Raw genomic sequence first — 18,907 nt, 5'->3', positions numbered from 1 at the left:
ACCCGTACCGTCCGACAGGAGCCCTTCCCCATGACCGGCAACAACGCCTTCACCCACCCCGGCGACCGCGAATACCCCATCGAGGAGAGGGACCTCGCCGAGGAGCAGAACGAGCACCTCACCTCCGCTCTGCGCGCCGTGCGCGACAACCCCAATGCTCCCTCCGAACTCCAGGACATCGCCCGCAAGATGCTCGGTGGCCGGGTCGAGCTGAAGGACGTGCTGGACGACCCGTCCGGCTACCGGGCGCTGACCGACGGCATCTCCGGGATGCGGGAGAGCTGGCGGTCGATGTCGCCGCAGGACCGGCAGGCGGTCCGGGCGAAGGTCGAGGAGAAGGCAGCGGAAGCGGAGGCCGAGGGGGTCGGCGCCACGTACCGGCCTCGTGAAGTGTGAGGGCGTCCCCGTTACGCCACTCCGGCCGACATGCGCAGCCGGAAGAGGGCACCGCCGCCCGGGGCCTGTTCCGCCGTGAGGTCGGCGCCGTGGGCGCGGGCGATCTGCCGGGCCATGGCCAGGCCCAGGCCCGAGCCGGGCAGGGCGCGGGCGGCCTTCGCGCGGTAGAAGCGGTCGAAGACGTGGGGGAGGTCCTCGGGCGCGATGCCGGGGCCGTGGTCGCGGACGGTCAGCTGCAACTCGCCTTCGTGCAGGGTGAGTTCGGTGTCCACCGGGCCGCCCGGCGGGGAGAACTTGGCGGCGTTGTCGAGGAGGTTGGACAGCAGCCGGGAGAGGCGGGCCGGGACTCCGGGGACCGCGCGGTCCGCCGCGGCCGGGGCGATGGCGGTGGTGAAGGTGATCTCCGGCCAGTGCTCGCCGGCGGTGGTCACCGCGTGCTCCAGGAGGGCGGCCGGGCGGACCTGTTCGACCAGCGGCCGGGGTTCCTCGTCGCGGGCGAGTTCGATCAGGTCGTTGACGAGCGTGGTGACCTCGCGCAGCTGGCGGCCCAGCGCGGCCGAGGCGCGGTCGCGCTGAGCATCCGTCAGGCGGTCGGCGCGGGCGAGGAGTTCGGCGTTGGTGCGGAGCGCCGTCAGCGGGGTGCGCAGCTCGTGGGAGGCGTCGGCGACCAGCCGGCGCTGGGAGGTGACCGACTGCTCCAGTTCGTCGAGCATGGTGTTGAAGCTGGTGGCCAGCCGGGTGACCTCGTCCTCCCGGGCGGGTGGTCCCGCGGGCAGTTCGATGCGGTGGCGGGCGTCGCGGGTGGCGGCGATCCGCTCCGCGGTGGCGGTGAGCCGGGCGACCGGGGCCAGGCCCGTACGGGAGACCCAGTAGCCGAGCGCGGCGGCCAGCAGCACCCCGCCGGCGCCGACCACGGACAGTGCCCAGGCGGCCTGCTCCACGCTCCGGTCGACGGAGTCGGAGCGCAGCGCGACCTGCACCGCCTCGTCCTTGTCCGCCAGGCGCGTGGTGTACATCCGGACCGGCTGTCCGGCCACCGACGTCTTTCCGGAAAACGCCGGGTGCCGGCCGGCGGCGACCTGCCGGGTGGCGTCGGTGACGGGCAGCACATACGGCTTGCGCGGGTCCTTGGCGGGGTCGGACGGCACGATCTGGAAACAGGTGGAGGCCGGGTACTGGCAGAGGGTGTCGCCCGGCGTCGGGCCCCAGTCGTGCCGCTGCCGGCTGAGCTCGGCGGCCGTCTGGGCCAGGTTCCGGTCGAGCTGGCGGGTCATCTGGATGTCGATGAGGACGAACGCCGCCGCACAGACGCCGACCGCCACCAGTGCCACCGCGGCGGAGGCCGCCAGCGCCAGCCGGGTGCGCAGCGGGCGCCGGCGCCGCCAGCGGGCCCCCAGCCCGCGGGTGCCGGTCATGCGCCCTCCGCGTGGCCGAGGCGGTAGCCGATGCCGTGCACGGTGTGGACGAGCCGCGGCTCGCCGCCGGCCTCCAGCTTGCGTCGCAGGTAACCGATGTAGACGGCCAGGGAGTTGGAGTCCGGGCCGAAGTCGCGGCCCCAGACGCGCTCCAGGATGACCTCCCGGGGCAGCACCTGCCCCGGGTGCTGCACCAGCAGTTCCAGCAGGGCCCATTCGGTGCGGCTGAACTCCAGGGGGCGGTCGCCCCGGTGGCCGGTGCGGGTCAGCGGGTCGAGCACCAGGTCGTCGAAGGTGAGGCGGGAGTCCTCGACGGCCGTGGTGGAGGCGCGGCGCAGCAGCGCGCGGACCCGGGCGACCAGCTCGTCCAGCGCGAACGGTTTGACGAGGTAGTCGTCGGCGCCGGCGTCGAGGCCGTCGACCCGTTCGCTGACCGAGTCCAGCGCGGTCAGTACGAGGATGGGCGTGCGGTCGTCCAGGGCGCGCAGCCGGCGGCAGACGGCCAGTCCGTCCAGGACGGGCATCATGACGTCCAGGACGAGGGCGTCCGGCTGCCAGGAGGCGACCTCCGAGAGGGCGGCCAGTCCGTCGGCGGCGCCGCGTACGTCGTAGTCCTCCACGGCGAGGCCGTCCTCCACGGCGGCGCGCACCTCCGGTTCGTCATCGACGACGAGGATCTTGGCGGCGGGAGTGTTTCCGGGCGTGGGCGGCATGGACATAGGCTGCCAAACACCTCTCTTAGAAGCTTCTTAGGGCGTATCGCGAGCGTGGCGGCCATGCGCACACCACTCTCTGTCGTGATCGGTGCGGGCGGCACCGGCGGCCACATCTATCCCGGTCTCGCTCTCGCCGACGCACTGCGCCGGGCCGTGCCCGACGCGGTGATCTCCTTCGTCGGGACCGAGCGCGGCCTGGAGACGCGGTTGATCCCCCAGGCCGGATACCGGCTGCACACCGTCGACATGATCCCCTTCGATCCCTCGCTCGGCGCCCGACGCTATCTGCTGCCGGCCGCGCTGCTGCGCTCGGGCGCCCAGTGCCGGGCGATTCTCAAGGAACAAAAGGCCCAGGTCGCGGTGGGTATGGGCGGCTATCCGAGTGCCCCGGTGATCGTCGGGGCGCGGATGGCCGGGCTGCCGAGCCTGATCCACGAGTCCAACGCGGTGCCCGGCCGGGCCAACAAGTTCGCCGCCCGGCTCACCCCGCACCTCGCCCTCGCCTTCGACCGCAGCCGGGAGCATCTGGCGGGCGGCGAGCGGGCCGAGACGGTGGGGATGCCGCTGGTGGGGCCGCTGGCCGAGCTGGACCGTACGGCGTTGCGCCCCGCGGCCCGCCGGGCGCTCGGCGTCCCGGACGGGGCCCGGCTGCTGCTGGTCAACGGCGGCAGCCTGGGGGCGGCCCGGCTGACGGAGGCGGCCATCGGACTGGCCGGCCGCTACCGGGGGCGCCGGGACCTGCGGCTGCTGATCAAGACCGGGCCCGCGGCCCTGGAGGAGACCTCGGCCCGGCTGGCGGAGAACGGCGGATCGGCGGTTGCCGAGGCCGTGCCGTATCTGGACCGGATGGATCTGGCGTACGCCGCGGCCGATCTCGTGGTGTGCCGGGCCGGTTCGGCGACCGTCGCCGAGCTGGCCACGATCGGGATGCCGGCCGTCCTCGTGCCGTACCCGCATGCGCCGGGCGACCACCAGACGCACAACGCGCGGGTGCTCTCCGACGCCGGGGCGGCGCTGCTGCTGCCCGACGGGGAGGCCTCCGACGCGCGGCTGGACGCCCTGGTCACCCCGCTGCTCGACGACCCCGCCCGGCTCGCCGCGATGGGCCAGGCCGCCGACCCCGGCACCCATGCCCGGGCCGCCGACCTGCTCGCCGCCAAGGCGCTGGCACTGGCCGGCCACCCGGCCGCCTCCCTGCACTCGACCACCCCTTTGAAGGAGTCCGCATGAGCAACCACACCGCACAGCAGTGGGCCGGCCGCAAGGTCCTGGTCACCGGGGCCGAGGGATTCATCGGCTCGGCCCTCGTCGATCTGCTGGTGGACGCCGGCGCCGAGGTACGCGCCTTCGTCCACTACAAGCCGTACGCCGAAAAGGGAAATCTGGCGCGCTATCTTGCGCCGGGCTCCCCGGTCGAGATGATCGCGGGGGACGTCCGGGACGCGGGCCGGGTGATGGACGCCGTCGCGGGCTGCGACACCGTCTTCCATCTCGCCGCGCTCATCGGGATCCCGTACAGCTACGACTCGCCGGGCGCGTACGTGCAGACGAACGTGGTGGGCACGGAGAACGTCGCGGAGGCCTGCCGGCGGTACGAGGTGCGCCGGATGGTGCACACGTCCACGAGCGAGGTCTACGGGACCGCGCTGACCGCGCCGATCGGTGAGGACCACCCGCTGCAGCCGCAGTCGCCGTACTCCGCCTCGAAGATCGGCGCGGACATGATGGCGCTGTCGCACCGGCACGCGTTCGGGCTGCCGGTGACCGTGGTGCGGCCGTTCAACACCTACGGCCCCCGGCAGTCCGCACGGGCCGTGATCCCCACGATCCTGGCCCAACTCCACGCGGGCGCCCGGCAGATCAAGCTCGGCTCGCTCACCCCGACCCGCGACTTCACCTACGTCACGGACACCGCCGCCGGGTTCCTGGCGCTGGCCGACTGCGACCGGGCGCTGGGCGAGGTCGTCAACCTCGGCACCGGGCGGGAGATCTCCATCGGGGCGCTCGCCGAGGCGCTGATAGCGGCCTCGGGCCGGGACGCCGAGGTGGTGGTGGACGCCGAGCGGCTGCGGCCCGCCGGCAGCGAGGTCGAGCGGCTGCTGTCCGACAACTCCCGGGCGCGCGAATGGGCTTCGTGGCGGCCGGAGGTGTCCTTGGAGCAGGGCCTGAAGTGGACCTCGGAGTGGGTGGCGGAGAACGTGCACCTGTTCGCGGCGGACCGCTACCAGGTCTGACCGCTCCCAGGCCTGACCGCCGCCGCACAGCCGGGCCCGGTGTTCCGTGGACACCGGGGCCCGGGCGTCAGCTCCGGCCGTCGGGACCGGCCAGTCCGGTCAGTCCGGTCAGGAAGAGGGCGGTGAAGTCGCGGCCCCACTCGGCGTCCACCGGTTCGCCACTGACCAGGGTGCGGTGCACGATCGCCCCGGCGATCACATCGAAGATCAGGTCCATGGCGCGGGCGGCGGCCCGGGCGCCGTCCTCGCCGGTGGTGTCCGGGGGCAGTTCGCCGCGGGTCTGGGCGCGGGAGCGGCCGAGCGAGACCAGCCGTTTCTGACGGTCGACGATCGCCGAGCGGATCCGTTCGCGCAGCGCCTCGTCGGTGGTGGACTCGGCGACCACGGCCATCAGCGCCGTCTTGGTCTCCGGCCGCGCGAGCAGCGCGCCGAACTGCAGCACCACGCCCTCGATGTCGGAGCGCAGACAGCCCCGGTCGGGGAGTTCGAGCTCGTCGAAGAGGACCGCCACGGCGTCCACGACGAGCTCGTTCTTGTTGGCCCAGCGGCGGTAGAGCGTCGTCTTGGCGACCCCGGCGCGGGCCGCCACCTCGCTCATGGTGAGCCGCCCCCAGCCCACATCGACCAGCGCGGCGCGGGTCGCGCTGAGGATCGCGTGGTCGGTCGCGGCGCTGCGCGGGCGGCCCGTGCGGCCTTTGCGGGGGCTGGCGGAGTCGTGCATGCGGGCGACCATACCGGGCAGTACGGGCCCGGGCGCCGTCCGCCGTGAGGGAGATCACTTCACTCAGGGCTGAAACCGGTTGTGGGGCGGAGGCGACGGCGAGTTACGCTACGGGTCGTAGCGTAAGAGTGATAGCCACTGGCCGTGGGTGGGGACCCATGGCCGCAACCGGTCCTCCTCGGGACCGAAACGGGCAGCGATCCAGGACGTACGCCGGCATCCGGCGGGGCGTACGGAGCGGATGCGGTGCTCTGCGGAAGGTCCGGCGGCGATACCGGACCGGGGATTCCGCGTCGCCGACCGCATCGCTTTCCGGATCGCTTTTCGGAACGGACCGCCCAGGGGGGAGGATGGACCCATGCAGCCACGCAATATGTCCATGAGTGGAGTCGTCGACCTCGCCGCGCTGAAGGCGGCCGGGGAAGCGAAGCAGAAGGCGGAACAGGCACGTGCCGAGGCCGCCCGTACGGGCCAGGCGCCCGCGAGCGGTGCCCGCCTGGTGTTCGACGTCGACGAGGCCGGGTTCCAGCAGGACGTCCTGCAGCGTTCCACCGAGGTCCCGGTCGTCATCGACTTCTGGGCCGAGTGGTGCGAGCCGTGCAAGCAGCTGGGTCCGCTGCTGGAGCGCCTCGCGGGGGAGTACGCCGGCAAGTTCGTGCTGGCCAAGATCGACGTCGACGCCAACCAGATGCTGTTCCAGCAGTTCGGGGTGCAGGGCATCCCGGCGGTCTTCGCCGTCGTGGCGGGCCAGCCGATCCCGCTGTTCCAGGGCGCGGCCCCGGAGGCGCAGATCCGCCAGGTGCTCGACCAGCTGGTGCAGGCCGCCGAGCAGCAGTTCGGCATCGTGGGGGCGCCCGTCGAGCCGCAGGCCGCGGACGAGCAGGAGCAGGTCGCGCCCCCGGCGCCGGCCGGTCCCTACGACGCCCTGCTGGAGGCCGCGAACCAGGCGCTCGACTCCGGTGATCTGGGCGGCGCCATCCAGGCCTACAAGAACGTCCTGTCCGACGACCCCGCCAACCCGGAGGCCAAGCTCGGTCTGGCGCAGGCCGAACTCCTGCGCCGGGTCCAGGATCTGGACCCGCAGGCCGTGCGCAAGGAGGCCGCGGAGAACCCGGCCGATGTGCCGGCGCAGATCCGTGCCGCGGACCTCGATCTGGTCGGCGGCCATGTCGAGGACGCCTTCGGCCGGCTGGTCGACGCGGTGAAGCGGAATGCGGGCGACGACCGGGAGGCCGCACGGCTGCGGCTGCTGGAGCTGTTCGAGGTCATCGGTGCCGAGGATCCGCGGGTGACGGCGGCGCGTACGGCACTGGCCCGAGTGCTGTTCTGACCCGCTGTCCGCTGACTCGCCCGCTTGTGACCAGTACGCCCTCCGCGAGTTGACCAACCAAACGACGCAGCGGCCACGTTTTACCAAAACTTGGTAAACGTGGCCGCTGTTACTTGGAGTAAGTATCAATCGCCCTCTTGCGGTGATCTGTCCGCAATTGACTCTTGTCCCCTTGCGGTGAGCAACCACAGCGTGTGTCCAGTTGATCTCGGTCCGTCGTGGCGTGTTTATCGGGTCGTTACCCGCAAGTAACGAGCCCCTTGTGCACCGGCCGTGAATGGACCACGATCGGCCACGCTCGGTCCATTCCCGCAGCCCGGCATCCGGTTGGTGCCGCGGGGTACTTGGGTCCCCACCGAGTGGTCGGCGGCAGTGGCGCCGGCCGTGGACAGGGGGGTCTCTGCCCCACCCGGCAGGGCCTGTCCAGGAGGTTGCGCGAGAGCGTGGCCAGTGGTTGTCGCTCGGGGGTGATCGCCGGTATTCGGAACACGATGTGCCTCCGAGAACAGGCGCTCTCCTTCCCGAGGACGTAGCACTTCTCCCATCCCAGGTACCGCCCCTCAACGGAGGCGGCCGGTACCGGAGATGTACGTCCGAGAAGGAGGAAAGTCATGGAGTCCCTGGCTCGTGGCGGGACCAGATGGAAGCGGTTCGCCGTCGTCATGGTGCCGAGCGTCGCGGCGACTGCCGCGATCGGCGTCGCCCTCTCGCAGGGTGCGCTCGCGGCATCGTTCAGCGTGTCCGGACAGCAGTTCAAGGTCGCGACAGACCGGCTGGACGGCACCGGATTTGTTCAGTATGGAGCCATTGACGCCCAGAAGGGCGGCAAGCAGGTCCCGGTAGCGGTCTCGGGGTTCTCGAACGCCAAGATCAGGAACCTGTGCCAGTCGGTGGTCGTTCCGGTCCCGGTCTTCGGCGATGTGTCGATGAAGCTGTCGGCCGGTGGCGGTGACACGCCCGTCGAGGCGAAGAACCTCTACATCGACCTCGACCAGCTGTCCGCGGACGCGACCTTCAACAACATCGACATCGGTGTTGCTGCGGGTTCGACGACCAAGGGCCCGGGGATGCACAAGGGCGACAAGGCCGACCCCGGCTCCTTCGCCCAGCAGGCCGAATCGGCCACGCTGACCCACGTCAAGCAGCAGGCCTGGGCCACGACGGCCGGCACGTTCAAGCTCAGCGGCCTGAAGATGAGCGTCGCCAAGGGCAAGAGCGAGTGCTACTGACGCACTGAGCGTACGGGCGCGGGGGAGCTGTACGGCGGATGCCGTTCCCCGTGCCCGTACGCCGGGTAGTGCCAAGTAGAACACTCCAGCACAGAACCACCGATTTGCCAGTCCCGAGGAGCTGTACGACATGAGCGCCGAAACGCGACCACGGCTGATCGAGACCATCGGCCGCAAGCGGCTTTCGTTCCGGGAGTGGCGCGGACACCGCCCGTTCTGGGGCGGAATGCTGACCCTGCTGGCCGGCCTCCCGATCATGTACATCCCTTACGCGAATCTCACGATCGGTTCCCTGACCGTCCGCATGGCGACCACCGCCGGCGCCGGCTCGCTGATCATCGGCGTACTGCTGGTCGTGCTCGGTCTCACCATGTGGTTTCAGCCGGCTTCCCGCGTCTTTGCGGGTGTGGCGGCGATTCTGCTCTCCCTGGTCTCCCTGGTCGTCTCGAACTTCGGCGCCTTTCTGATCGGCTTCCTTCTGGGGCTGATCGGCGGTGCGCTGGGTGTCTCCTGGGCGCCGGGCAAGGCCGCTCGAAGCGAGGACGACGACGATCCGGCCGCCAGGACGGTTGCCGGACCCGTGGTCGCCACGCACCCCGCGCCGGCCGCCGGTCCCGGGTTGGGCAAGGGGCTGGACGACCTGTCAGGAACCAGCCCGACCAACGGAACGAACGGGAGGCACTGTGCCGGGTGACGAGCTGCACGAGGAGCGCGCAGCTGCCGGGGCGAGAGGCGGGCCGCGACACGCGGCCCCCAGGAAGCCCTTGCTGACGCGGCTCCACGTGCCCGCGGGCAAGGCGATAGCCATCGCCGCCATGCCGTCCGCGGTGCTCATGGGCATGGGGCTGACGCCCCAGATGGCAATAGCAAAGCCGGCGCCCAAGAGCCCCTTCAAGGACGGCCCTTGCGTCACCGCACCGGACAAGGCCGGCCAGAAGGATGCCAAGGCCAAGGACGGTGCGAAGGACGACACGGGCACGAAGGGCGGCACCAAGCCGTCCGACAAGCCCAGCGCCGAGCCGTCCGCCTCGCCCTCGACGTCGGCCGGCAAGGACGCGGAGAGCAAGCCCGCGCCCGAGCCGTCCGCCTCCAAGGAGAGCAGCGAGCCCTCGGGCTCGGCGACCCCGTCGCCCTCGCCCTCCGAGGACAAGAAGGACGACGGCGGTGTGCTGGGCGGCATCGGCGACGCGCTCGGCGGTCTGCTGGGCGGCGACAAGTCCGACGCCTCCGCCTCGCCGAGCCCCTCGACGTCCGCGTCGGCCACGCCGAGCCCCTCGCCGTCGGCCTCCAAGGACGCCGCGGCCGGCGACTCGGGGTCCGCCGTGGACAAGGCCACCAAGCCGGTCACGGACACGGTCGACGGCCTCAAGGACGGCGCCGGCAAGGCCGGTGACAGCCTCAAGAACGGCTCGAAGACGGTCAACGACACCGTCCACGGCGCCGTGGGTGCGGCGGACAACGCCCTGCCCGGCGGCGGCCTCGACGGCAAGGACTCCAGCGGCAAGAAGTCCTTCCCCTGCGTCGTCGAGAACAAGCAGAAGGGCAAGGACGAGCAGACCCCCGTCACCCTGCCCGACGACCCCTGGCACCTGGAGTCCAGCGCGCTCACCCTGCGCGGTCTGAACTACGAAGGCGTCGTCAACGTCCAGACGCAGAACGGCCACACCAAGCAGGCCCTGAAGTTCACCGCCGACAGCGTCGACATCGGTGATCTGCATCAGACCGTCGACGACAAGGCGTCCGGCAAGAAGTACCACGTTCAGGCGTCCCAGGGGTCCACGTCCACGATCCGCGGCGGCAAGGTGACCATGTACACCGAGCGGCTGCAGGGCAACCTCTTCGGGTTGATCCCGATCGTCTTCGACCCCGAGCACCCGCCGCCGCTCAACGTCCCGTTCGCGTACTTCACCAAGGTGAAGATCGATCAGGCGGGCCAGTTCGGCGGCAACCTCCACGTCCCGGGTCTGCACCAGTTCATGACCGGCTGAGGAACGCCCCGGGCCACCCCGACCCGTTCGGGAGCCGCAGAAAACGGCGGTGGGCCGCCCCCTTCCCCCAGGGGGCGGCCCACCGCCGTTTCGCGTGCCGGGCTCAGGCCTGCTGGCCGCCGAGGTGGTGCACCCGGACCATGTTGGTGGTGCCGGGAACGCCGGGGGGCGAACCGGCGGTGATCAGCATGGTGTCGCCCTTGCTGTAGAGCTGGAGCTTGAGCAGCTCGGCGTCCACCAGGTCGACCATCGCGTCGGTGTTGTCGACGTGCTGCACGACGAAGCTGTCGACGCCCCAGCTCAGCGTGAGCTGGTTGCGGGTGGTGGCGTCCGTGGTGAAGGCCAGGATCGGCTGGGCGGCGCGGTAGCGGGAGAGCCGGCGGGCGGTGTCACCGGACTTGGTGAAGGCCACCAGCGCCTTGCCGTCCAGGAAGTCGGCCATCTCGCAGGCCGCGCGGGCCACCGCACCGCCCTGCGTCCGCGGCTTCTTGCCGGGCACCAGCGGCTGCAGGCCCTTGGAGAGCAGCTCCTCCTCGGCCGCCTCGACGATCTTCGACATCGTCTTGACGGTCTCGATGGGGTACTGGCCGACCGAGGACTCCGCGGAGAGCATCACCGCGTCGGCGCCGTCGAGGATGGCGTTGGCGACGTCGGAGGCCTCGGCGCGGGTCGGCCGGGAGTTGGTGATCATCGACTCCATCATCTGGGTCGCCACGATCACCGGCTTGGCGTTGCGGCGGCACAGCTCGATCAGCCGCTTCTGCACCATCGGGACCTTCTCCAGCGGGTACTCCACCGCCAGGTCACCACGGGCGACCATGACGGCGTCGAACGCCATCACGACCTCCTCCATGTTGGCCACCGCCTGTGGCTTCTCCACCTTGGCGATGACCGGGACCCGGCGGCCCACCTCGTCCATGACGCGGTGCACGTCCTGGACGTCCTTGGCGTCCCGGACGAAGGACAGCGCGACCATGTCGCAGCCCATGTTCAGGGCGAACTTCAGGTCCTCGATGTCCTTCTGGGACAGCGCGGGGACGTTCACCGCGGCACCGGGGAGGTTGATGCCCTTGTGGTCGGAGATGACCCCGCCCTCGATGACGATGGTCCGCACCCGCGGGCCGTCGACCTCGATGACCTGGAGCGCGACATTGCCGTCGTTGATCAGGATCGGGTCGCCCTTGGACACATCGCCGGGCAGGCCCTTGTAGGTCGTGCCGCAGATGGTCTTGTCGCCGGGGACGTCCTCGGTGGTGATGACGAACTCGTCCCCGCGCACCAGCTCCACGGGGCCGTCGGCGAAGGTTTCCAGGCGGATCTTGGGGCCCTGGAGGTCGGCCAGCACGCCGACCGCGCGGCCGGTCTCCTCGCAGGCCTTTCGGAGGCGGTGATACCGCTCCTCGTGCTCCGGCTGGGTCCCGTGGCTCATATTGAAACGGGCCACGTTCATGCCGGCCTCGATCAGCGTCTTCAGCTTCTCGTAGGAGTCGACGGCGGGGCCCAGGGTGCAGACGATTTTGGAACGGCGCATGGGCGGAATCCTATCGGTTTGTTTAGGAGCGGAATTTATCGGTCGGCCGAAACACCGAGTCCTAGGCGCTGACCAGGGCGTATGTCTGCTGGGCGATCTCCAGTTCCTCATCGGTGGGCACCACGGCGACCGCGACCCGGGAGCCCTCGGGCGAGATCAGCCGGGGCTCGTCGGACCGTACGGCATTGCGGTCCGCGTCCACCGCCATGCCCATATCCGCCAGACCGGCGATCGCGGCCTCGCGCACCGGGGCGGCGTTCTCGCCGACGCCCGCGGTGAAGGCCACCGCGTCGACCCGGCCGAGCACCGCGGTGTAGGCGCCGAGGTACTTCTTCAGCCGGTGGATGTAGATGTCGAAGGCGAGCTTCGCCTGGGCGTCGCCCTCGTCGATCCGGCGGCGGATCTCGCGCATGTCGTTGTCGCCGCACAGCCCGATCAGCCCGCTCTTCTTGTTGAGCAGCTCGTCGACCTCGTCCTCCGACATCCCGGCCACCCGCTTGAGGTGGAAGGTCACCGCCGGGTCGATGTCACCGGAGCGGGTGCCCATGACCAGGCCCTCCAGCGGGGTCAGGCCCATGGAGGTGTCCACGCAGCGGCCGCCGGCCACCGCCGAGGCGGAGGCGCCGTTGCCCAGGTGCAGCACGATGACATTGACCTCGGAGGGGCCCTTGCCCAGCAGCGCCGCGGTCTTGCGGGAGACGTAGGCGTGCGAGGTGCCGTGGAAGCCGTAGCGGCGGATGCGGTGGGCGTCGGCGGTCGCCACGTCGATGGCGTAACGGGCCGCGTACTCCGGCATCGTGGTGTGGAAGGCGGTGTCGAAGACCGCGACCTGCGGCAGGTCGGGGCGCAGCGCCCGGGCGGTCCGGATGCCGGTGATGTTGGCCGGGTTGTGCAGCGGCGCGACCGGCACCAGCCGCTCGATCTCCGTCAGCACCGCGTCGTCGATCACGGTCGGTGCGGTGAACTTCAGCCCGCCGTGCACCACCCGGTGCCCGATCGCGGCCAGCTGCGGGGAGTCGAGGCCGAGCCCGTCGGCGGCCAGCTCCGCGGCGACGGCCTTCAGCGCGGCGTCGTGGTCGGCCATCGCGCCCTCGGTCTCGCGCTTCGCGCCGCCGGTGGCCAGCGGGGTGTGCACCAGGCGCGAGGTCTCCTCGCCGATCCGCTCGACGAGGCCGACGGCGAGCCGGGAGGCGTCGTGCATGTCGAGCAGCTGGTACTTCAGCGACGAGGAGCCGGAGTTGAGGACGAGTACGCGGGTGGCGGTGGCAGTCATGGAGCGCTCTCCGAGAGGGGGAGGGGGGTCGGGCGGAGGGGGACCGCGGTCAGGCGGCGGGGCCGGCGCCGGGCCGCTCGCCCTGCGCCTGGATGGCGGTGATCGCCACGGTGTTGACGATGTCCTGCACCAGAGCGCCGCGCGAGAGGTCGTTGACCGGCTTGCGCAGACCCTGCAGGACCGGGCCGACGGCGACCGCACCGGCCGAGCGCTGCACGGCCTTGTAGGTGTTGTTGCCGGTGTTGAGGTCCGGGAAGATCAGCACGGTGGCCTTGCCGGCGACATCGGACTCGGGCAGCTTGGTCTGCGCGACCGCCGCGTCCACCGCCGCGTCGTACTGGATCGGGCCCTCGACCAGCAGATCGGGGCGCAGCGCGCGGACGAGCTCGGTGGCCTTGCGGACCTTGTCGACGTCGGCGCCGGAGCCGGAGGTGCCGGTGGAGTACGACAGCATCGCGATCCGCGGCTCGACGCCGAACTGGGCGGCGGTGGTGGCCGACTGGATCGCGATGTCCGCCAGCTGCTCGGCGTCCGGGTCCGGGTTGACCGCGCAGTCGCCGTACACCAGCACCCGGTCGGCCAGGCACATGAAGAAGACCGAGGAGACGATCTGGGCGTTCGGCCTGGTCTTGATGATCTCGAAGGCGGGGCGGATGGTGGCGGCGGTGGAGTGCACCGCACCGGAGACCATGCCGTCGGCCAGGCCCTCCTGGACCATCAGCGTGCCGAAGTAGGAGACGTCCGCGACCACGTCGTAGGCCAGCTCGACGCTGACGCCCTTGTGGGCGCGCAGCGCGGCGTAGCGCTCGGCGAACCGCTCGCGCAGCGCGGAGGTCTGCGGATCGATGATCTGGGCGTCCGCCAGGTCGATGGCCAGGTCGGCGGCGCGCTTGCGGATCGCCTCCTCGTCGCCCAGCAGCGTCAGCTCGCAGACGTCGCGGCGCAGGAGCACATCGGCGGCGCGCAGCACCCGCTCCTCGCTGCCCTCGGGGAGCACGACCCGGCGGCGGCCGGAGCGGGAGCGCTCGATCAGCTCGTGCTCGAACATCATCGGTGTCACCCGGCCGGAGCGGGCGACGGAGATCCGGTTCGTCAGCTCCACGGTGTCCACATGCCGCTCGAAGAGGCCGAGCGCGGTCTCCGCCTTGCGCGGCGAGGCGGCGTTCAGCTTGCCCTCGATCGCGAACAGCTCGCCGGCGGTCGGGAAGGAGCCGCCGGGTACGGAGACGACCGGGGTGCCGGGGGCGAGCCGGCCCGCCAGCGCCATGATGTCCGGGCCGGGCCGCTCGTCGAGGGTGAGCAGCACACCGGCGATCGGCGGGGCACCGGCGCTGTGCGCCGCGAGCGAGCCGATGACCAGGTCCGCCCGGTCCCCGGGGGTCACCACGAGGCAGCCGGGCGTGAGCGCCTTGAGGAAGGTCGGCAGCATGGCGCCGCCGAAGACGAAGTCCCGGGCGTCCCTGGCGAGCCCCGAGTCGTCGCCGAGCAGCACCTCGGCGCCGAGGGTGTGCACGATCTGGCTGACGGTCGGTGCGGAGAGCGAGCCGTCCTCGGGGAGGGCGTAGCAGGGCACCGGCAGGCGGGCGGCGAGCCGCTCGACGACGGCCGCGCGGTGCTCGGGCGCCACCCGGTTGACGACCATGGCCACGACGTCGCAACCCAGCGAGTGGTAGGCGCGGTAGGCGTTGTGGGCCTCGGCGCGCACCGACTCGGCCTCCTGGCCCTGACCGCCGACGACGGCCAGTACGGCGGCACCGAATTCGTTGGCCAGGCGCGCATTGAGGTTCAGCTCGTCGGGGAGGCTGGTGGCCGCGTAGTCCGAGCCGAGGACCAGGACGTACTCGTAGTCCCTGGCCACGGCGTGGAAGCGGTCGACGAGCCGGGAGACCAGCTCGTCGGTGCCGCGCTCGGCCTGGAGGGCGGCGGCCTCCTCGTAACCGATGCCGTGGACGGTGTCGGCGGGCTGGGTGAGCCGGTAGCGCGCCCGCAGCAGGTCGAAGAGCCGGTCCGGCCCGTCGTCATGGACCAGCGGACGGAAGACGCCCACCCGGTCGACATGGCGGGTCAGGAGCTCCATGACTCCCAGCTCGATGACCTGGCGGCCGTCGCCGCGGTCGATCCCGGTCACGTACACGCTGCGCGTCACGCGTGCTCTCCGATCCTTTTCCGTTGCTCGCAAGGCAAAAATTGGCCGTTATGGTGGGCATGCCCCTCTTGACAATACCTGCGTGTGTGGCTAGGCCGCTCTCCCAGTTTCCCTTGTGCAGTCCGTGCAGGAACAGTAGGGGTGAGGGCCGGTGGGCGGGGAGGGCCGGGCCTCCCGTGAAACAATCGGACCGGCTCACACGGAACCGACAGCGAGCACAGGAGACACAGCACGATGCGTATCGGAGTCCTCACCGCAGGCGGCGACTGCCCCGGCCTGAACGCTGTGATCCGGTCGGTGGTCCACCGCGCCCTCACCGGGCACGGCGACGAGGTCATCGGCTTCGAGGACGGCTTCTCGGGCCTGCTCGACGGCCGCTTCCGCAAGCTCGACCTCGAAGGGGTCAGCGGCATCCTCGCCCGCGGCGGCACCATCCTCGGCTCCTCCCGGCTGGAGCGCGCCCGGCTCCAGCAGGCCTGCGAGGACGCCAAGGACCACTCCAAGGACTACGGCATCGACGTCCTCATCCCGATCGGCGGCGAGGGCACGCTGACCGCCGCCCGGATGCTGTCGGACGCCGGCCTCCCGGTCGTCGGCGTTCCCAAGACCATCGACAACGACATCTCCTCCACCGACCGCACCTTCGGCTTCGACACCGCCGTCGGCGTCGCGACCGAGGCCATCGACCGCCTCAAGACCACCGCGGAGTCGCACCAGCGGGTCATGGTCGTCGAGGTGATGGGCCGGCACGCGGGCTGGATCGCGCTGGAGTCCGGCATGGCCGGCGGCGCCCACGGCATCTGCCTCCCCGAGCGCGGCTTCGAGGTCAACGACCTGGTCACGATGGTCGAGGAGCGCTTCGCCCGGGGCAAGAAGTTCGCCGTGGTCTGTGTCGCCGAGGGGGCGCATCCGGCCCCCGGCAGCATGGACTACAAGAAGGGCGCCATCGACCAGTACGGCCACGAGCGGTTCTCCGGCATCGGCAACGCGCTCGCCCACGAGCTGGAAAAGCGCCTCGGCAAGGAGGCCCGGCCGGTCATTCTCGGCCATGTCCAGCGCGGCGGTACCCCCACCGCCTACGACCGGGTGCTCGCCACCCGCTTCGGCTGGCACGCCGTCGAGGCCGCGCACCGCGGCGACTTCGGCCGGATGACCGCGCTGCGCGGCACCGACATCAAAATGGTCCCGCTGGCCGACGCGGTCACCGAGCTCAAGACGGTGCCCGAGTGGCGGATGGACGAGGCCGAGTCGGTCTTCTGAGCCCGGCGGGCTCCCACACTGCGTACACCAACGGCGGCGCGCCTCCCCCTGGTTGAGGGGAGGCGCGCCGCCGTCGGCACGGGCGGTCACTCCGCGCCGATGGCCTCCAGCATGTTCAGCCGGGCCGCCCGGCGGGCCGGCCACAGCGCCGCCAGCACCCCCACGACCAGCGCGATCAGCAGGAACAGGCCGATCCGGCCCCAGGGCAGCACCATCTCGTAGGTCGGGAACGACGAGCCGACCAGGCTGCCGCCGGCCCAGGCCAGGAAGACCCCCAGCCCGATGCCGAGCACCGCGCCGAACAGCGAGATGACCACCGACTCCAGCCGCACCATCTGCTTGATACCGCTGCGCGCCAGGCCGATCGCCCGCAGCATCCCGATCTCCCGGGTCCGCTCGAACACCGACATCGCCAGGGTGTTGACGACACCGACCACCGCGATGATCACGGCCATGCCGAGCAGCCCGTAGACCATGTTCACGATGGTGTCGATCTGCCCGGCGTTCTCCTTGCGCAGGTCGTCATGGCTCTGGATCTTCAGCAGCGGGCTGTCGCCGAGCGTGTGCCGGATGTCCTTGGCCAGGGCCGGGGAGCCGCCGCCGGCGGCCTTCACCAGCAGCTTGTCGTTCTTGACCTGGGGCAGGTGCGGATCGACCAGGGACACATCGGCCAGGGCGTCGCCGAAGGTCTCGTTGTCCTTGTAGACGGCGGCGACCTTCACCTTGGCCTTCTTCTTGTCGTCGAACTCCAGGGTCGCGGTGTCGCCGGCCTGCCAGCCGCGGCGCTTGGCCTCCTCCTGCGCGACGGCGATCCCGCCGGCCCGTACGGCGTCCAGCGAGCCCTGGGTGAACGTCAGACGGGTGAGCTTGTCGATCTGCGAGAGGTCGGTGCCGGTGACGGAGCCGAAGCCGTCCCCGACCGCATAGCCGGCGCCGCGCAGCGGAGCCATCGCCTCGACGCCCGGGAGGTGCGCCACCTTCTTCGACAGCTCGGGATCCAGACCGGTGAAGGTCGTGGTCTCGATCCGGTAGTCGGCCGCCATCTCGGTGGCCGCCATCTTGTCCATGCCGATCTGCGCCGAGTGCCCGACGACCGTCATCCCGGTGATCAGGGTGAGGCCGATCATCAGCGCCGACGCGGTCGCCGCCGTACGGCGCGGATTGCGCAGCGCGTTCTCCTTGGCCAGCTTGCCGCCGATGCCGAAGAGCCGGGTGGTGACCAGACCGGCCAGCGACACCAGCGGACGGGACAGCAGCGGCGCCAGGATGATCACGCCGATCAGGGTCACCGCCGAGCCGAGCATCGCGGTCGGCAGATCGTCCCCGGACTTGAGGGTGGAGACGTAGAGCATCACCGCGACGCCCAGCCCGGTGATCACCGAGCCGATGACATTGCGGACGACCAGGCTGCGCAGCTTCGGCGGCGCCTCGACGCTGCTCAGCGCCTCCACCGGCGCGATCTTCGCCGCCTTGCGGGACGGCAGCCAGGCGGCCAGTACGGTCACCACGACGCCCACCCCCAGCGCGGAGAGCACCGCGGCCGGGCTGATGACGAGCGGCCCGTCCGGGAAGCCCGCGCCGTTGGCGTCCAGCACCGCCCGCAGCCCCACCGCGATTCCGGTGCCCAGCGCGAAGCCCACGACCGAGGAGATCAGCCCCAGCAGCGCCGCCTCGGCGAGCACCGAGCGGACGACCTGCCGGCGGGAGGCACCGACCGCGCGCAGCAGCGCGATCTCGCGGCTGCGCTGGGAGATCAGCATGGTGAAGGTGTTGGCGATGATGAAGATGCCGACGAACAGCGCGATGCCGGCGAAGGTCAGCAGGGTCTTGCTCAGTGCGCTGTTCGACTCGGCGATCATCCGGGACTGTTCGGCCGCGAGCTCGCTGCCGCTGGTCGCCCGGGCCCGCTTCGCCGGCAGCACCTCGCGCACCTTCGCGGTCAGCGCCTGCTGGTCGGTGCCGGGCGCGGCCGCCACGATCAGCTCGTCGAACTGTCCGGCGTGCAGGAACAGTTTCTGCGCGGTGGCGGTGTCGAACAGCGCCAGGCTGCCGCCCGCGGTCACCTGCGGGTCATCGGTCCGCACCAGGCCGACCAGCTTCTTCTTCAGCACCGGCCCGTCGGTGGCGAACCGTACGGTGTCGCCGAGCGCATAGCCGGCCGCCTTCGCGGTCGTCTCGGCCAGCGCGATCTCGTCCCCGGCGGCCGGGCCGCGGCCCGACACCAGCGGGTAGCGGCTGTCCTTGCCGTCCTTGCCCGGCTGGTAGTTGGTGGCGATGTTCTGCCAGCCGTTGCCGACCGGCTGGTCGTCGGTCCCGGCGAGGGTCGCCTGCCCGGTGACGTTCGCCCGCACGGACCGTACGCCGGGCAGCGCACGGATCTTGTCCGCGAGCTTGTCGTCGAGGGCGGTGGCCCGCTTGCCGTCCTTCCCCGGGCCGACGGACGAGGGGGCCTCGGGGTCCTCGTCGGCGGCCTGGACGGAGACGGCCACGTCCTTGAGGTTCCGGGCGGAGGCGTTCTTGACGGCTTCGCCGACGGTGTCGCTGAAGATGAGGGTGCCGGCGACGAAGGCGACGCCGAGCAGGACCGCGAGCGCGGTCATCATCAATCGGGCTTTGTGCGCAAGGACATTGCGCAGGGCGGTACGCAGCATGGTGGGTCCTGGTCCGG

General features: G+C 71.2%; 15 protein-coding genes. 8 read left to right on the top strand and 7 right to left on the bottom strand.

Annotated features, from left to right (window positions below; all coding sequences use genetic code 11):
- Positions 1-30 precede the first annotated feature (30 nt).
- Entirely contained in the window at positions 31-396 is a 366-nt protein-coding gene (locus CPH93_RS10240; RefSeq protein WP_096212611.1) for a hypothetical protein, read from the top strand.
- Positions 397-407: 11 nt separating this feature from the next.
- On the opposite strand, the gene CPH93_RS10235 is transcribed toward CPH93_RS10240, so the two are convergent.
- Both CPH93_RS10235 and CPH93_RS10230 read right to left on the bottom strand, forming a co-directional pair.
- Positions 408-1,811 carry a sensor histidine kinase gene (locus CPH93_RS10235; RefSeq protein ID WP_096212610.1) on the bottom strand — a complete coding sequence of 468 codons (1,404 nt, stop codon included), beginning with the start codon at positions 1,809-1,811 and terminating at the stop codon, positions 408-410.
- Entirely contained in the window at positions 1,808-2,530 is a 723-nt protein-coding gene (locus CPH93_RS10230; protein WP_096212609.1) for a response regulator transcription factor, read from the bottom strand. The genes CPH93_RS10235 and CPH93_RS10230 overlap by 4 nt, the downstream gene beginning before the upstream one ends.
- Before the next feature lie 57 nt (positions 2,531-2,587).
- On the opposite strand from CPH93_RS10230, the gene CPH93_RS10225 reads away from it, so the two are divergent.
- Together CPH93_RS10225 and CPH93_RS10220 are read left to right on the top strand one after the other, a co-directional pair.
- Positions 2,588-3,757 (top strand): UDP-N-acetylglucosamine--N-acetylmuramyl-(pentapeptide) pyrophosphoryl-undecaprenol N-acetylglucosamine transferase, encoded by a 1,170-nt coding sequence (locus CPH93_RS10225; RefSeq protein ID WP_093485224.1) that lies wholly within the window; start codon positions 2,588-2,590, stop codon positions 3,755-3,757.
- Positions 3,754-4,761: an SDR family NAD(P)-dependent oxidoreductase gene (locus tag CPH93_RS10220; RefSeq protein WP_096212608.1), complete on the top strand. Its 1,008-nt coding sequence runs from the start codon at positions 3,754-3,756 to the stop codon at positions 4,759-4,761. The genes CPH93_RS10225 and CPH93_RS10220 overlap by 4 nt, the downstream gene beginning before the upstream one ends.
- Before the next feature lie 67 nt (positions 4,762-4,828).
- Here CPH93_RS10220 and CPH93_RS10215 read toward each other — a convergent pair whose 3' ends face one another.
- Entirely contained in the window at positions 4,829-5,482 is a 654-nt protein-coding gene (locus CPH93_RS10215; protein ID WP_231977261.1) for a TetR/AcrR family transcriptional regulator, read from the bottom strand.
- 358 nt (positions 5,483-5,840) lie between these two features.
- Between CPH93_RS10215 and CPH93_RS10210 the strand changes: the two genes are divergently transcribed.
- The 4 genes from CPH93_RS10210 to CPH93_RS10190 all read left to right on the top strand — a co-directional run bounded on the left by CPH93_RS10210 (position 5,841) and on the right by CPH93_RS10190 (position 10,029).
- A complete protein-coding gene (locus CPH93_RS10210) occupies positions 5,841-6,812 on the top strand; it encodes a tetratricopeptide repeat protein (protein ID WP_096212607.1) in 972 nt (323 codons plus the stop codon).
- Positions 6,813-7,423: 611 nt separating this feature from the next.
- Positions 7,424-8,041, top strand: a complete 618-nt coding sequence (locus CPH93_RS10200; protein WP_093485228.1) for a DUF6230 family protein — start codon at positions 7,424-7,426, stop codon at positions 8,039-8,041.
- 130 nt (positions 8,042-8,171) lie between these two features.
- Entirely contained in the window at positions 8,172-8,735 is a 564-nt protein-coding gene (locus CPH93_RS10195; protein WP_093485229.1) for a DUF6114 domain-containing protein, read from the top strand.
- A gap of 70 nt (positions 8,736-8,805) precedes the next feature.
- Positions 8,806-10,029, top strand: a complete 1,224-nt coding sequence (locus tag CPH93_RS10190) for a hypothetical protein (RefSeq protein ID WP_096212606.1) — start codon at positions 8,806-8,808, stop codon at positions 10,027-10,029.
- A 103-nt stretch (positions 10,030-10,132) separates the two neighbouring features.
- On the opposite strand, the gene pyk is transcribed toward CPH93_RS10190, so the two are convergent.
- The 3 genes from pyk to pta form a co-directional block, all read right to left on the bottom strand.
- Positions 10,133-11,560 (bottom strand): pyruvate kinase, encoded by a 1,428-nt coding sequence (gene pyk, locus CPH93_RS10185; RefSeq protein WP_006603035.1) that lies wholly within the window; start codon positions 11,558-11,560, stop codon positions 10,133-10,135.
- 61 nt (positions 11,561-11,621) lie between these two features.
- Complete coding sequence (locus tag CPH93_RS10180) at positions 11,622-12,833, bottom strand: acetate kinase (protein WP_096212605.1); 1,212 nt, start codon at positions 12,831-12,833, stop codon at positions 11,622-11,624.
- A 49-nt stretch (positions 12,834-12,882) separates the two neighbouring features.
- Positions 12,883-14,979 (bottom strand): phosphate acetyltransferase, encoded by a 2,097-nt coding sequence (pta, locus tag CPH93_RS10175; protein WP_096212604.1) that lies wholly within the window; start codon positions 14,977-14,979, stop codon positions 12,883-12,885.
- Between the two features lie 234 nt (positions 14,980-15,213).
- Here pta and CPH93_RS10170 point away from each other — a divergent pair, with 234 nt between their 5' ends.
- The gene (locus CPH93_RS10170) at positions 15,214-16,239 is read left to right on the top strand and encodes an ATP-dependent 6-phosphofructokinase (RefSeq protein ID WP_096212603.1); all 1,026 of its coding nucleotides are present in this window, start codon (positions 15,214-15,216) and stop codon (positions 16,237-16,239) included.
- 86 nt (positions 16,240-16,325) lie between these two features.
- On the opposite strand, the gene CPH93_RS10165 is transcribed toward CPH93_RS10170, so the two are convergent.
- On the bottom strand, positions 16,326-18,890 hold the full coding sequence (locus tag CPH93_RS10165; RefSeq protein WP_096212602.1) for an ABC transporter permease: 2,565 nt from the start codon (positions 18,888-18,890) through the stop codon (positions 16,326-16,328).
- Positions 18,891-18,907: the final 17 nt, after the last annotated feature.

The sequence above is a fragment of the Streptomyces sp. 2323.1 genome (assembly GCF_900221035.1).
GTDB classification, from domain to species: domain Bacteria; phylum Actinomycetota; class Actinomycetes; order Streptomycetales; family Streptomycetaceae; genus Streptomyces; species Streptomyces sioyaensis.
The sequence above is the reverse complement of the archived record's forward strand: the minus strand, read 5'-3'. Positions and strand labels throughout refer to the sequence as shown.